The organism is Pseudobacillus sp. FSL P4-0506 (genome assembly GCF_038003025.1).
GTDB lineage: Bacteria > Bacillota > Bacilli > Bacillales > Domibacillaceae > Pseudobacillus.
The window spans coordinates 1,480,083-1,494,114 of the sequence record NZ_JBBOOI010000001.1; the positions used below are offsets into that span (position 1 = coordinate 1,480,083).

15 protein-coding genes and 1 riboswitch are annotated in these 14,032 nt (G+C 41.3%); of the genes, 7 read left to right on the top strand and 8 right to left on the bottom strand.

Annotation, left to right across the window (positions count from 1 at the left end; all coding sequences use genetic code 11):
• Positions 1-4: 4 nt before the first annotated feature.
• The 5 genes from MKZ02_RS07200 to MKZ02_RS07220 are packed head-to-tail and all read right to left on the bottom strand — an operon-like array spanning position 5 to position 5,132.
• The gene (locus MKZ02_RS07200; RefSeq protein WP_120034163.1) at positions 5-481 is read right to left on the bottom strand and encodes a Na+/H+ antiporter subunit E; all 477 of its coding nucleotides are present in this window, start codon (positions 479-481) and stop codon (positions 5-7) included.
• Positions 482-487: 6 nt separating this feature from the next.
• Positions 488-1,969, bottom strand: coding sequence for a Na+/H+ antiporter subunit D (locus MKZ02_RS07205; protein ID WP_120034161.1), 1,482 nt, complete (start codon positions 1,967-1,969; stop codon positions 488-490).
• The gene (locus tag MKZ02_RS07210) at positions 1,962-2,303 is read right to left on the bottom strand and encodes a Na(+)/H(+) antiporter subunit C (protein ID WP_120034159.1); all 342 of its coding nucleotides are present in this window, start codon (positions 2,301-2,303) and stop codon (positions 1,962-1,964) included. Before MKZ02_RS07210 ends, MKZ02_RS07205 begins: the two co-directional genes overlap by 8 nt.
• Positions 2,303-2,725, bottom strand: coding sequence for a Na(+)/H(+) antiporter subunit B (locus tag MKZ02_RS07215; RefSeq protein ID WP_340852739.1), 423 nt, complete (start codon positions 2,723-2,725; stop codon positions 2,303-2,305). The genes MKZ02_RS07210 and MKZ02_RS07215 overlap by 1 nt, the downstream gene beginning before the upstream one ends.
• Entirely contained in the window at positions 2,715-5,132 is a 2,418-nt protein-coding gene (locus MKZ02_RS07220; RefSeq protein WP_340852742.1) for a Na+/H+ antiporter subunit A, read from the bottom strand. Before MKZ02_RS07220 ends, MKZ02_RS07215 begins: the two co-directional genes overlap by 11 nt.
• A gap of 375 nt (positions 5,133-5,507) precedes the next feature.
• Here MKZ02_RS07220 and MKZ02_RS07225 point away from each other — a divergent pair, with 375 nt between their 5' ends.
• Complete coding sequence (locus MKZ02_RS07225) at positions 5,508-6,065, top strand: DUF5366 family protein (RefSeq protein ID WP_120034151.1); 558 nt, start codon at positions 5,508-5,510, stop codon at positions 6,063-6,065.
• Between the two features lie 152 nt (positions 6,066-6,217).
• On the opposite strand, the gene MKZ02_RS07230 is transcribed toward MKZ02_RS07225, so the two are convergent.
• A complete protein-coding gene (locus tag MKZ02_RS07230) occupies positions 6,218-8,074 on the bottom strand; it encodes a transglycosylase domain-containing protein (protein WP_340852743.1) in 1,857 nt (618 codons plus the stop codon).
• 471 nt (positions 8,075-8,545) lie between these two features.
• Between MKZ02_RS07230 and kapD the strand changes: the two genes are divergently transcribed.
• The gene (gene kapD / locus MKZ02_RS07235) at positions 8,546-9,160 is read left to right on the top strand and encodes a 3'-5' exonuclease KapD (RefSeq protein WP_340852745.1); all 615 of its coding nucleotides are present in this window, start codon (positions 8,546-8,548) and stop codon (positions 9,158-9,160) included.
• Here the strand turns inward: kapD and MKZ02_RS07240 are convergent.
• Positions 9,157-9,552 carry a kinase-associated lipoprotein B gene (locus tag MKZ02_RS07240; protein WP_340852747.1) on the bottom strand — a complete coding sequence of 132 codons (396 nt, stop codon included), beginning with the start codon at positions 9,550-9,552 and terminating at the stop codon, positions 9,157-9,159. The genes kapD and MKZ02_RS07240 overlap by 4 nt on opposite strands.
• A 259-nt stretch (positions 9,553-9,811) precedes the next feature.
• Here MKZ02_RS07240 and MKZ02_RS07245 point away from each other — a divergent pair, with 259 nt between their 5' ends.
• The 5 genes from MKZ02_RS07245 (at position 9,812) to queE (ending at position 12,801) form a co-directional block, all read left to right on the top strand.
• Positions 9,812-10,402 carry a peptidylprolyl isomerase gene (locus tag MKZ02_RS07245; protein WP_340856352.1) on the top strand — a complete coding sequence of 197 codons (591 nt, stop codon included), beginning with the start codon at positions 9,812-9,814 and terminating at the stop codon, positions 10,400-10,402.
• Positions 10,403-10,438: 36 nt separating this feature from the next.
• Positions 10,439-10,747, top strand: a complete 309-nt coding sequence (locus tag MKZ02_RS07250; protein ID WP_120034145.1) for a hypothetical protein — start codon at positions 10,439-10,441, stop codon at positions 10,745-10,747.
• A gap of 80 nt (positions 10,748-10,827) precedes the next feature.
• Positions 10,828-10,871: riboswitch (PreQ1 riboswitch) on the top strand.
• 114 nt (positions 10,872-10,985) lie between these two features.
• Positions 10,986-11,648, top strand: a complete 663-nt coding sequence (gene queC, locus MKZ02_RS07255; protein ID WP_340852749.1) for a 7-cyano-7-deazaguanine synthase QueC — start codon at positions 10,986-10,988, stop codon at positions 11,646-11,648.
• A complete protein-coding gene (locus MKZ02_RS07260) occupies positions 11,645-12,082 on the top strand; it encodes a 6-carboxytetrahydropterin synthase (RefSeq protein WP_120034143.1) in 438 nt (145 codons plus the stop codon). The genes queC and MKZ02_RS07260 overlap by 4 nt, the downstream gene beginning before the upstream one ends.
• Positions 12,079-12,801 carry a 7-carboxy-7-deazaguanine synthase QueE gene (queE, locus tag MKZ02_RS07265; protein WP_120034141.1) on the top strand — a complete coding sequence of 241 codons (723 nt, stop codon included), beginning with the start codon at positions 12,079-12,081 and terminating at the stop codon, positions 12,799-12,801. The genes MKZ02_RS07260 and queE overlap by 4 nt, the downstream gene beginning before the upstream one ends.
• Positions 12,802-12,845: 44 nt before the next feature.
• Here queE and MKZ02_RS07270 read toward each other — a convergent pair whose 3' ends face one another.
• Complete coding sequence (locus MKZ02_RS07270; protein ID WP_120034139.1) at positions 12,846-14,012, bottom strand: MalY/PatB family protein; 1,167 nt, start codon at positions 14,010-14,012, stop codon at positions 12,846-12,848.
• Between the last annotated feature and the right edge of the window lie 20 nt (positions 14,013-14,032).

The window sequence follows — 14,032 nt, forward strand, 5'->3', positions numbered from 1 at the left end:
AACATCAGCGGCTCACCTCCATAATCGCTTTTTCAAATGATTCTTTTATGCCGTTAATTGCATCTTGCACATCCGGTACGTCAATCGCATGGACGTATAATGTCTTTTGATCATCTGATACATCGATGACTAATGTGCCGGGAGTTAAGGTAATTAAATTAGCAAGCAAGGTAATTTCCCAGTCTGATTTCAGCTCAGTCGGCAAGGCGAAAATTCCTGGCTGGATATCAAGTTTAGGTTTTAAGATCACTTTCAATACGTCGATGTTCGCCATAATTAATTCCTTAAAGAATAGAAGGGTTAAGTAAACGATGGCAAACACACGGCGCACATACAGTTCTGTTTTAAAGAACCGGCGCATGCCATAAATTAAAATCAAGCCAATTAAGTATCCGATAATAAATGTTTTGCTGTTAAAGGATACTTGTAGAAACATCCACAGAAACGCTAAAAAGAAATTAAGTAAAATTTGAAAAGCCATAAGACATTACTCCTTTAACACTGCATCAATATAGATTGCCGGATGTACGAGTGCATCAGTGGCTTGAGAAATAATTGGATACATTATTTCCGCTCCTACCCCATAGAAAATTGAGGCAAGTACGAGAATCGCTCCTGGTGCCCATAGAGAGAGAACAGGCTGATTTTCTTCTCCTGGGTATTCTTTCGGAGCTCTCCAGAAACCGTTCATAAAAATTTTAATTACAGAGTAAAGCACGACAAGACTGGATAAAAGAACAATTAAGGAGCCTACATATTCTCCCTCCGCCAGCCCTCCGCGTACGATTAACAGCTTTCCGACAAATCCGCTGAGCGGTGGAATGCCGGCGAGTGCAAAAGAAGCAACAAGGAAGGTCCAGCCGAGCAATGGATATTTCTTCATCAAACCGCCCATCTTGCGTAAGTCGCTTGTCCCGGTAATCTTGATCATTACACCAATGAGCAAGAATAGAGCGGCTTTTATAATCATATCATGAATCGTGTAAAAGACCGTGCCTTTATAGGATTCTTCTGTAGCAACTGAGATTCCAAATACGAGCACACCTACTGCAATTACAATATTGTAAATGACAATTTTCTTTACATCCCAATAAGCAATCGCGCCAATGCAGCCGGCGATCACTGTAATAATAGCGAGAATGCCTAACAGTTCATGCGTGAAAGCCTGATCGTGGTAAAAGAATAGTGAGTAGCTTCGCAGGATAGAGTATACGCCTACTTTAGTCAACAGGGAACCAAACAGAGCAAGAATTGGTACAGGTGGTGCATAGTAAGAACCAGGAAGCCAGAAATACAGCGGAAAAATGGCTCCTTTTAAACCGAATACGATTAAAAATAATACAGCGATAACCGTTAGGATCGGCAGTTGGCCAATTTCTGCAATACGCTGGGAAATATCCGCCATGTTCAGAGAGCCAACGACAGAATAAAGCATAGCCACGGCGATCACAAAAAGCGCCGATGAAATGACGTTCACAAGAATGTATTTAATTGATTCACGCAGCTGGACTTTTGTGCCGCCGATGACAATCAGGACATAAGAGGACATCAGCATCACTTCAAAAAACACAAACAGGTTAAAGATATCGCCCGTTGTGAAGGCACCGTTTACACCAACAAGCAAAAATTGGACCACAGGATAGTAATAAAATCGTTCGCGTGCCGCACCAATCGAACGGAAAGAATAAAGAATGACACACAGCGTGATCAGTGACGATGTAGTGACAAGCAGCGCAGACAAGGTATCGGAAACAAGCGTAATGCCAAACGGGGCATCCCAGCTGCCGACATTGACCGTTTGAATCCCGTCTTTTTTAACGGTTATTAATAAAACAACAGCAGCGGTTAATGTACCAATGGCAGAGATGACTGAAATGGCTCGTTGGACTCCGACAGATTTAGACACAAAAATTAATAAAGCGGCAGTCAAGAGAGGAATAAGCAACGGCAAAACTAACAGGTTAATCATTTGCTTCATTACCTCTCATTTCATCCATATTATCTGTTCCTAGTTCCTGGTAAGCCCTGTAGGCGAGCACAAGAAACAAGGCGGTAACGCCAAAGCTAATAACGATGGCCGTTAAGATCAGTGCTTGCGGCAAGGGATCTACATAAGAGGCTGCCTTTTCACCGAGAAGAGGAGCCGCCCCTCTTTTTAAGCCGCCCATTGTAATAATTAACAAATGAGCTCCGTGACTTAATAGCCCGGTCCCGATAATAATACGGAGCAAGCTTTTTGAAAGCATTAAATAGATAGAACTTGCAAATAAAGCACCAATAATAATTGACATTAAAATCTCCATTATTCACTCTCTCCTATCGTTTGAATAATGGTCATGGTCACACCAATGACAACTAAATAAACACCTAAATCAAATAACATAGCAGTATGGAGAGACGTTTCTCCAAAGATCGGCAAATATACGTCGCCAAATACATGAGTAAAAAATGGAACATTGAAAATAAGTGAACCTGCCGCTGTTCCGATCGCAAACAGCAAGCCGATTCCGATTAGAATTTTATAATCGATAGGAAAACCTTTCGCTACAGTTTTAATATCAAAGGAAAGCAGAAGCAGTACGATCGCTCCCGATGTCATCAACCCGCCGACGAATCCACCGCCGGGATGATAATGCCCGGCAAAGAACAAATGGATGGCAAAGAGAATAATGATGAAAAACACAACCTTACTCGTTGTTTGTAAAATGACATCATTAGTTTTCATCTGCTTCTCCTCCTTTCTTTGCTAGCCGTAGTTTAATCAGGCCGAAAATGCCGAGACCGGCAATCGCCAGCACGCTGATTTCAAACAAGGTATCAAATCCACGGAAATCGACGAGGATGACATTGACCATATTTTTGCCCGCTGCTTCTTTATAAGTGTTCGCAACATAGTAGCTGGCGATTGATTCAAACATTTTGTTGCTGTGGGAGGAGATGGCCATTAAAGCGATAACGGTTCCAACTCCGAGAGAAATAATTAAGTTGCCAAGTTTAAAGCCCATTCGCTCTTCATGGCGATTAAGCTTTGGAAGATGGTAGAAACAAAGCAGAAATAAAGCAACCGACACGGTTTCAATAACCAATTGTGTAAGAGCCAGATCCGGTGCCCGAAAAATAACGAAAAAGAGGGAGACTGTATAGCCGACTGCTCCTAAAGCGATAATGGACGTCAGCCGGGACTTGGCGAATAAAATAGTGAAAATACCCGCTAAAATAATAATAACGAGGACAATTTCATATACACCGATCGGAGCTAAGTTGCTCTTATCAATCTTCAACGCGCCTTCTGTCCACATTGTGAAACCAAGAATACCGATAAAGAAAACAAAAATATAGACGAGATATGTACGGATAAATCCATTCATATAAGCCTTTGTGAACGTGTAAGAACCGCGTTCAGCAGCATACAAGCTCGTATCATATAACGTATTAAGTGTTACTTTTCCAGGGAATAGCGTATATAGCTTGATCCATTTGCTTAAAGTCAAATACATTAGAATACCAACAGCTATCACACCAATCGTCATTAGCAACTCAGTCGTAACTCCATGCCAATGGACAATATGAACTGATAGCAGCTCACCAGGCTCAACTAACGAAGGGACAATCGCAGCCGCTGCTGGCTGAATGAGGCTGTAAGACAGCAAATTTGGGAAAAGACCGAATAGGACGACAAGAACAGCAAGAATGATAGGTGAAATCAACATGCCAACAGGTGCTTCATGCGGTTTTTTGTCGAGCTTTTCGGGTTGATATTTCCCGGAAAATGTCTTGAATACAAACATCATGCTATAAATGAATGTGAAAATACTTCCAATCCAAGCGAGAATAGGGAAGAACATGCCCCATGTTTGTAAGTTGAAAATGTTTAAGTCAACAAGCTGAACCATTCCAGTAAAGAACATTTCCTTACTTAAAAATCCGTTAAATGGAGGAAGACCAGCCATAGAGAAAGCTCCGATGACAGCTATCGAGAAAGTAATAGGCATAAAGCTGAGCAGTCCGCCAAGCTTGCGGATGTCTCTTGTGCCTGTTTCATGATCGACAATACCAACTACCATAAATAAGCTGCCTTTAAATGTTGCATGGTTGATTAAATGAAAGACAGCGGCAATAACAGCAGCAATGTAGATATTGTCATTTAATGCGTCAAAGTGAAGAGCGGCGGCTCCCGCTCCCAAAAGCGACATAATCAAACCGAGCTGGCTGACCGTTGAAAAAGCAAGAATCCCTTTTAAATCTGTTTGTTTGACTGCATTGAATGATCCCCAGAACATAGTGAAAATGCCAACTGCTCCAACAATCCAAAACCAATAGCTTGAGAAAGCAAAGATTGGACTGAGGCGGGCAACTAAATAAATTCCCGCTTTCACCATTGTAGCCGAGTGCAAGTATGCGCTCACAGGTGTAGGTGCTTCCATGGCATCAGGTAGCCAAATATAAAATGGAAATTGAGCTGATTTTGTAAAGGCTCCTAGTAGAATAAGGATCAGCGCAAACAGGAAGAGAGGATGACCATTTAGTTCACTGGCTTGAGAAATGAGCTCGCGTATGCTAAATGTATCGCCCATAATGGAAAGCAACAAGATGCCGCCCAGCATAGAAAGACCGCCAAATACCGTTAGAAGCATAGATTTGAGCGCTCCATAACGAGAGCGTTCACGGTCGTACCAGTAGGCGATCAACAGGAAAGAAGAAATGGATGTCAATTCCCAGAACATATACAAAGTGATCAAGTTGTCTGACAGCACAACGCCAAGCATAGCACCCATAAACAATAGTAAATAGACATAAAAGTTGTGCAGTCTTTCTTTTTCCTTTGATAAGTAAAAGATGGAATATAACACGACGAGTGAACCGATTCCAGTAATAAGCAGAGCGAATAACAGCCCTAATCCATCTACATAGGCAGTAAAGCGGATGCCAAGTGATGGGATCCAATCAAAAGATTTCTCGACTGTCCCGTTGTTCCGGGTAACCGGGAGAAATCCGATAAAATAAGTGAAAAGCAAAATCGGTAAAATTAGAACAAACCAGCCTGTATGTATACTCCGTAGCCCTTTATAAAAAAAAGGAACTAAAATAGCCATTAAAAAAGGAGAAAAGATGGCTAGATGTAGTAAAGACAAAAAAATCCCCCCCTCATAAACTAAATCGATAATGTGTACAAAAGAAAAAGGTGACTATTTGCATATAACGATCCCTTTTTCAACTATACTCATCGTTGATGATGCAAATTTTGATCTCCTAGAGCATTATAACGTAAAAAATTACTTCATGCATGGTCAAAAAGTGAAACTTGCTGAAAAGTCGGTCAATAATAATAAATATGTAGAAACATGGCATTATCACTCATTAAAAAAATTTTTCTCGTCCTTCTTGCCCGCAACTTTTTTGCCAAAAAATGTTTGGGACTTCCAAAAATTATTAAAAAAGAACTTGTCTTTGTTTGTCAGCTCTTGCATAATAAAATGGATTGAACGGAACAGGAGAGTATATTCTTTATGAAAAACACTTATTTAACAGGCTACTTGCCTCTCATAGCTATTCTATTATTTAGTTTGTCGTTTGCTTTGTTTGTCCAAGGAATTATTATCTCTTTATTTAAGAAAGTAGGCTTATACAACGAAATGCTTGAGCTATTTACAAAGACAGAGATCAATCTGGTGATTACCGTTTCATTAATGATTGCCTTCTTTTTTGTAATTGCCGGCTTAAAAGTGATCGCCAATACGGTGAATGAATTGTCTTTGTTGTTTTTCTCCAAAGATACAGAAGGAGAATTGTTAAAAGCTGTTCGTAACGGCTCGATTATCTTTTTTGTAGGTGGTCTGCTTTCCTTGATTAGTTTTTCCTCATTGATAGGGATTTTAGCAATCTTTCTATTAACAGCCGCTGGCTACTTGATCTTTTTTGTTTATAAAACTAGCTCTTCCCTTTCGATAGCTAATTTAATTGGAATAGTTACTTTCCAAATTGTTTCATGGTCAGCTTTAGGAGTTTCATTGGCTCTGCTAGGAATGAAAGTCTACAATGGCCTGCTTGGCAGTTTGCCGCTTTAAGAACCGCTTTGGCGGTTTTTTTTGTAGTCAAGTATAAAGGGGAAAGGAAAAACCACGGGCTTGGCGGTTAACGAATGTTCGGATAGGTAGGGCTATATAAAAAAGCTGCGGAATGATTCTCCGCAGCTTTTTTGCAGCTGTATTTGCCGTTTTTATCGCACGATTCTGCGCCAGATCAATTGATTTGGTGCGTAGCTTTCTAAATAGCGAATACTTTTCGGCGAGTCTTTTCCGACCCAGACACTTGCAGTATACTGATCTGTTAAACCAGCAAACCAGAGGTCCTTTGTACTGTTCGTTGTACCAGTCTTCCCACCTGCGTAGGCAGTGCCAGGATTCGCTTTTTTACCTGTTCCATTATGGATTACATCTGATAACAAGTACCGCATTTTATAGGTTGTTGATTTTGACCAAACTGTCTTCGTTTCCTCTTTCCATTCATAGAGCAGATTGCCTTGACGGTCTGTCACTTTTTGTATCGCCCGTGGTCTAGTATAAGTTCCGTCAATAAAGGATGTATAGGCACCGGCTACTTCCAGTGAAGACATGCCGACATCAAAACCACCAAGAGCCGTAGCACGGCGAGAAGGATCTTTGTCTGATTCTGTGACTCTTTCAAAATCAAAATTGTTCATATAGGACCAGGCTTTTTTTGGTCCTGTTTTTACAAATAGACGCAATGCGGCTGTATTGTACGATTTTGATAGAGCGGTTCTTAAGGAAACCATTCCATACTCTTTTCCACTATAGTTTTTCGGACAATAGCCCGGACCACAATATTTATCAGCACTTACTAAACTGTTAACATCTGCCCTATAGGTGTCAATATAGGGAGCGTAATCAAGCAATGGTTTAATTGTCGATCCAGGCTGCCGGAACCCTTGGAAGCTCCGATTGAATTGTGTCCGGTCATAGTTTCTTCCGCCGACAAGCGCAACGATATTACGCGAATCATTTTTGATAACTGCGGCCGATGATTGCACCGATGAGCCGCTAAGTACCGAGTTAACAGCGTTTTCTGCTCGCTGCTGCATGGAAGGATCTAAAGAGGTATGAACAACAATGCCCGAAGATTTTACTTTTTCAACACGGTCGTTCAATTTGTGTTCAATAGTGATTTTTTCGTCCCCTTTGGCATTTTGCAATTGCTGATCGAAGCCTTCTGTTTTGGCAATTAATTGCTTCAGCTCATCTTCCACATAAGTAGAGTAGCTAGCATATTTGTCTATACGGTCTCTCATTTGAAGCTTAATAGGTTCTTTTTTTATTTCCTCAGCTTCAGATGCCGTAATAAACTTTTCTCGCTGCATCATATCAATGAGCCGTTCTTGGCGTTTTTTCGTATTTTCGAAATGCCGGACGGGGTCATATAATGACGGATTGTTTGGAATAGCAGCGATAAAAGCCAGCTGTGATTTCGTTAATTCATTGACGTGTTTCTGAAAATAAAATTGCGAAGCTGCTTCTACACCGTATACTTGATGATTGAAATAAATGGCATTTAAGTAAAGATTTAAAATTTCATCTTTCGACAGCCTTTTCTCAAGTTCGTATGCATATAATACTTCTGACACTTTTCGTACCAATGTCCGGTCGTGATTCAAATAAATGTTACGTGCAAGCTGCTGTGTGATTGTGCTTGCTCCCTGTTCGATCCCATCAGCTTTAGCATTAATGAGCACGGCGCGCATAACAGCCGCCGCATTAATACCGGCATGATCATAAAAGTGCTTGTCTTCAGACTGTAAAAACAATTCCTTTAAAAATGGGGGAATATTTTTTCCATCTGCTACAATCCGGTAAGGCTGATGAATCTCCAAATAGGGGTTCCCATCTTTATCGACAAATTTACTTGCCTGAGAAAGGTGGACATCTTTAATGACGATCTTTTCATCGACAACCTCATCAAAGCTCCTGACTTTATGTGCTTCTGCGTTTGCGAAGTAAAATAAAAACACAGCTACAGGGAGGAGCAAAACTATTAACATATAACCAAAAACTGTCCTCATTCCCTAAACCGCCTTCTTCTTTCTAGTTTGTTATACTTGTGGAAAAACAAGTAAAAAATAATCCTTTCATCATCATAATCGAAAGAGGGCAATTTAGAAAGAGGATATCATGAGAAAAATAGGAAAATCTGAGAGGCCCGGATGAACTGGTATAAATCTACTAACTTAAGAAATAAAAAGCAGCAAAGATTTTTTTTAAAAGGTAAGGGAAAAGCATGATAAGCGCATTTCTGTTCGTCTATTGGCGTTGCAAATTGTCAAAAGGAGCCGTATGATTCATTTTTATTTGTTTGCCGGGGCTTTTATAAAGAGTGGAAAGTAAGTACAATAGTCTTGTAGGCCTCCTGTCTAGCAGGAGAAACTTTAAGAATACGGAATCAAGCCATTATATACATCATGATTGGCTAGAGATTATAATAAAATAAATTAAGGTAAAATAAATAGCTATTTTGGTTGAAGGAGGAGGTTTTTGTGAGTAAGAAGTTCTTTTTCATTGATTTTGAATTTTCGATGCCGGATGCCGGGTTAACAGCAAAAGGGTTTTATCCAGAAATTATTGAAGCCGGCATAGTGATTGCTGAAGGAGAGAGAATTATTTATACCTTTTCTTCTTATATAAAACCCTCTGCTTTTCCTAAGTTAACTGAAAGATGCAAGCGTTTTCTCCATATTGATCAAAAGCAGGTGGACGAGGGGATGTCTCTTCAGGAGCTAGTTTGTTTACTCGCAGAATTAAGCGGAACCGACAGCCATTCCGTTATTACGTGGGGCAATATGGATATGAAGGTATTGAGAAGAAACTGTGAGGAAGCAGGACTTGTTTTTCCGCTAAGAGGACAATTTATTGACCTATCAATGGAGTACAAAACCTTTTTCGGTGACCGCAATCAGACTGGGCTATGGAAGGCGGTACAAGAATACGGCAAGGAAGGGACAGGCAAGCATCATCGAGCACTAGACGATGCTCTTACTACTTATCATATTTACAATCTCGTTGAAAAAGACAAGGCTTATATGAAAAAGTCAAAGCCGCCGACAATCGGCGACCTCGTTGACTTCTCACAATTGCTTAACCGCATGGCTTAAGTCCAAGCAATGTTATACATCAGCTCATACTCTCTCTGAACTGCTTGTAGCGACATAAGGCTCTTTTTGGAAAACTCGCTGTCTTCTTGTTCTAGCCTGCTTTTGAGCGCAGTGACGGCCTCCTTCAGTGATTCATTGTAATCGGGAATGCTTCCTTCATAAGGCTTAACGGTTGATGCTGGAATGTTGGCTCGTTCTGTATAGGCAAGCGCCTTTCTTTCATGGAAAAAAGGCACATCTACTTGCTTGGGGTGATGAAGGTCTCCTTGGGCAGGATGACGCAGCACAGCCAGTATTTTAACTGTATAGCTGTCTGGGTGAGAATCGCTGACTTCCCCAATATATTTTCCTGTTTTATAAAAAGCAGTTACAATATCTCCTGTTTTTATCATAGTTTTTTACCCTCCTCTGCTCTCTTCACTCTATCAGAATCTTTGGATGAAAGAAATACGGGGGATAGCAGGTGATTTTTTTTTAGCAATCAGTTAAAGTAGAAAAGGCAGAGGTGAGAGGATGTATCGTTTGATTTTCATCACATTCGCAGCATTCCTTCTCTTGCTTGCTGGCTGTAACAAAGAATCGGAAAAGGCCTCTTCAGAACCTTTAAAGCCAGCAGCGAAGATTGGGAAAGAACAGGAAGGAGATAAGAAAATGAGTTATCCACAATTCACAGCAGAAGTAGCAGAGAATGAAAAGCTTGTTGAAATGAAAACAAATAAAGGAACAATTAAAATTAAATTGTTTCCTGAACAAGCTCCCAAAACGGTTGAAAACTTCGTTACTCATAGCCAAAATGGTTATTATGACGGACTGATCTTTCACCGTGTCATTCCTGATTTCATGATCCAGGGGGGAGACCCGCAAGGAACAGGAACAGGGGGCGAAAGCATCTATGGTCAGGCCTTCGAAGATGAGTTCTCTCAGCAATTGTTCAATTTCCGGGGAGCTCTCTCAATGGCTAATGCTGGTCCCAATACGAATGGCAGCCAGTTCTTTATCGTGCAAAACAGCAAGATGGACCCAGGCTTTAAAGAGCAAATGGAAAAAGCAGGATATCCTCAGGAAGTGACAGACTTCTATATGCAAAATGGAGGAACACCATGGCTTGACTTCCGTCACACTGTGTTTGGACAAGTGGTGGAAGGCATGGATGTTGTCGATACAATTGCTAGCATACCAACTGGCGCACAGGACAAGCCGAAGGAAGATGTAGTGATTGAAAAGGTTACAGTAATTAAATAAATCAACACACAGAGTTTAGAGAGAGAAGGCGAATTGATGGCAATCAGTTCGTCTTATTTTGTGGGAGCGGTTGGTTTGGAAAAGAGAAATTGCTATAATGAAAGAAGGCACTGGATTGAAGAATTTGCTGTTTTTACAGTGAAAGGAGACGGAATCGTGCTGCAATCATTTATATTGGGAATGTTCTTTTTATATTTCCCGGAGGATAAGACGGAATATATTCCCGCAGTTATTTCAATGGCAATTTTTACGGCAGCCGCTGTAGCTGTCTTTCTGTATTTTCGGAGGATCTCCAAAAAAGAGGAAGAGAAAGTTAACAAAAAATATAGTGAAATGAAAAAATAACGAGGCACTTGCTGTATGTTTTTCATTTTGGCTAATGTGTGTTATAGTGTATCAGAATAAAAGGAAGAATTCTGCTTTAGGCAGGAGAGGTTCGCGAACTCCCTCTATAAAAAACTAAGAGAAAAGCCTGTCTATGTCTAGAAGGTTTTTTTCTATTGCCTGAAAAAAAGGTTATTTAGAGTCACAGTTCTTGAATCTCTTTCTTCTTTCAAAGGAAAAGAAGAAAGGAAGAGGAAAGATGGGGAAAGAAAAAGCAGTAGTTGTATTCAGTGGCGGTCAGGACAGTACGACTTGTTTATTTTGGGCGAAAGAACGTTTTGACGAAGTCATTGCCGTTACATTTGATTATGGACAGCGTCACCGCCTGGAATTAGAATGTGCCGCTGACATTGCCAAGGATTTAAATATACCGCATCACATTTTAGATATGTCTTTATTAAACCAGCTTGCCCCTAATGCGTTGACCCGGGGGGATATAGACATTACAGAAAAAGAGGGAGAGCCGCCTTCCACCTTCGTCGAAGGTCGCAACCTGTTGTTTTTATCCTTTGCTGCAGTACTTGCTAAGCAATACGATGCCCGTCATATTATCACAGGTGTGTGTGAAACGGATTTCAGCGGTTATCCAGACTGCCGGGATGTATTCATTAAGTCATTGAATGTGACATTAAACTTATCCATGGATTATTCATTCGTTATCCATACGCCGCTCATGTGGCTGGACAAAGCGGAAACATGGGAATTAGCTGATGAGCTTGGCGCGTTTGAGTATGTAAGAGAACGTACGCTCACTTGCTATAACGGGATAAAAGGGAGCGGTTGCGGCGAATGTCCGGCATGTAAACTCCGCCAAAATGGTTTAAATAAGTATTTGGCGAAAAAGGAGGCAGGGTCCAGATGATGCAGCAAATTTATCCGGCGCCTATGCACGCTTATCGTTATGAACTAAATAAAGACTTCCAATTTGCCGCGGCGCATTACGTGCCTCATGAAGAAGCAGGAGCATGCCGCCGTCTGCATGGCCATACGTATTTTGCCAATGTAACTGTTGTTGGCAATGATTTAAATGAATCCGGTTTTTTAGTCAATTTTCAGGCTATCAAGAATTTAATTCATAAACGCTTTGACCATACAGTTTTAAATGAAGATGCCTTATTCAACGAAATGGACCCGAACGATTTTCCAACGACCGAAGTAGTCGCAAGAAAGTTCTGGGAGGTTATTCAGGAATCGTTGAATAAATTGCCGAATAAACCGCGTTGTATCCAAGTATTTCTGAGAGAAACACCGACAAGTTACGTGGTATTCCGGCCGCAAAAAGAGGATTTCCAATGAGAAAGATTCCTGTATTAGAAATATTCGGGCCGACTGTGCAAGGCGAAGGAGCGGTAGTAGGCCGCAAGACGATGTTTGTGAGGACAGCTGGCTGCGATTATCGTTGTGCCTGGTGTGATTCTGCATTTACATGGGATGGTTCCGCCAAAGAACAAATTCAGCTATTAACCGCTGAGGAAGTTTGGGAAGAGCTTGTCAGAATAGGAGGAGATACGTTTGATCACGTCACGATCTCCGGTGGCAATCCAGCGCTGTTGCCACAAATAGATGATTTGCTGGCTAAATTGAATGAGAAGGGTATTCAAACAGCTCTTGAAACACAGGGGAGTCGTTGGCAGGACTGGTTTTATAAGATAGATGATTTAACGATTTCTCCCAAGCCGCCCAGCTCAGGGATGGAAACAGATTTTGAGAAATTATCCTTCATTATTGAACGTTTAATAGAGAAAGAAAAAGCTGTCAGCTTAAAGCTTGTTATTTTTGATGAGAAAGACTTAGCATTCGCGAAAAGTGTCCACCGGCTCTATCCGAATTTACCATTCTTTTTGCAAGTCGGAAATGATCGTTTGCAAGAACAGAATCCGGGTAACCTTTTGCCTTATTTAGTGAGCCGGTATGAGTGGCTTATTAACAAAGTAATGCCGGATCCAGAATGGAAAAATGTGCGCGTTTTGCCGCAGCTTCATACGTTTGTGTGGGGGAATAAGCAAGGTGTATAATAGAAAAAGAGATGCCAACTTAGGCATCTCTTTTTATCTTTTGATTAAGAAAGGGCTGCTTTTAATCGTTGCAATCCGTCCTCCACAATTGAACGCGGGCAGGCTACATTCATACGCATGAACCCTTCTCCACCGCTTCGGTATTTAGAGCCTTGTCCGAGAGCGAGTTTTCCTTTTAAAAGGATTTTTTTCATTAACTCGTCATCGCTCAGCCCTAGCTTGCGACAGTCGATCCAGACTAAATAGCTTCCTTCCGGTTCGATAACTGTTAATTCTGGCAGCTCTCGATCGATAAATTCCTTCACAAGCCGAACATTGCTGCGAATGTATTCAATCGCTTCGTCAAGCCATGGGCCGCCTTCGCGGTAGGCAGCTTCTGTAGCAGCGATGCCTATCATATTGAGTGAGAAAAAGCCTTGCTTAGCAAGAACCTTCTGCAGCTTAGCCCGCAGCTCGCGATTAGGTACGATCATGGAAGAAGTCTGAAGGCCGGCTAAATTAAATGTTTTGCTTGGTGCAATACACGTAACGATTATGGATTCATATTCTTTGCGAATAGAAGCAATCGGTATATGCTTATACGGCTGAGCTGTTAAATCGCTATGTATTTCATCGGAAACGATGAGCACCTTGTGTTTTTGACAAAGCTCAGCGATCGTTGTAAGCTCTTCTTTTGTCCAGACACGGCCGCCGGGGTTATGGGGACTGCACAGTAAGAACATCTTTACCTCTGCGCGCGATAGCTTCTCTTCTAAATCCGCAAAGTCTATTTCATAGCGATTATCACGCAAGATGAGTTCACTGTTAACGACAAGCCGGCCGTTGCGTTCGATCATATCGAAGAACGGTGTATAAACCGGTGATTGCAGTAAGACCGAATCTCCCAGATCGGTAAATGCTTGTATAGCTGTGCCGAGTGATGGAACGACACCTTGATTGAATAACAGCCAGTCTGTATCAATTTCCCAAGAGTGCCGATTAGCCATCCAGTTTTTTATGGCTTCTTTCATAGAATTCGGAATAGCTGTATAACCGTATATGCCATGCTCGGCTTGCTCAACAACGGCTTTTTTGACGGCATCGGGTGCCTCAAAGTCCATATCGGCTACCCACATGGGAAGTGCGTCCTCTACACCAAAGACAGCTTTTATATTGTCCCATTTTACAGCGTTTGTACCTGTACGGTTAATAACTCGATCAAATCTACTCATAATCTTCACCATCCTGACAA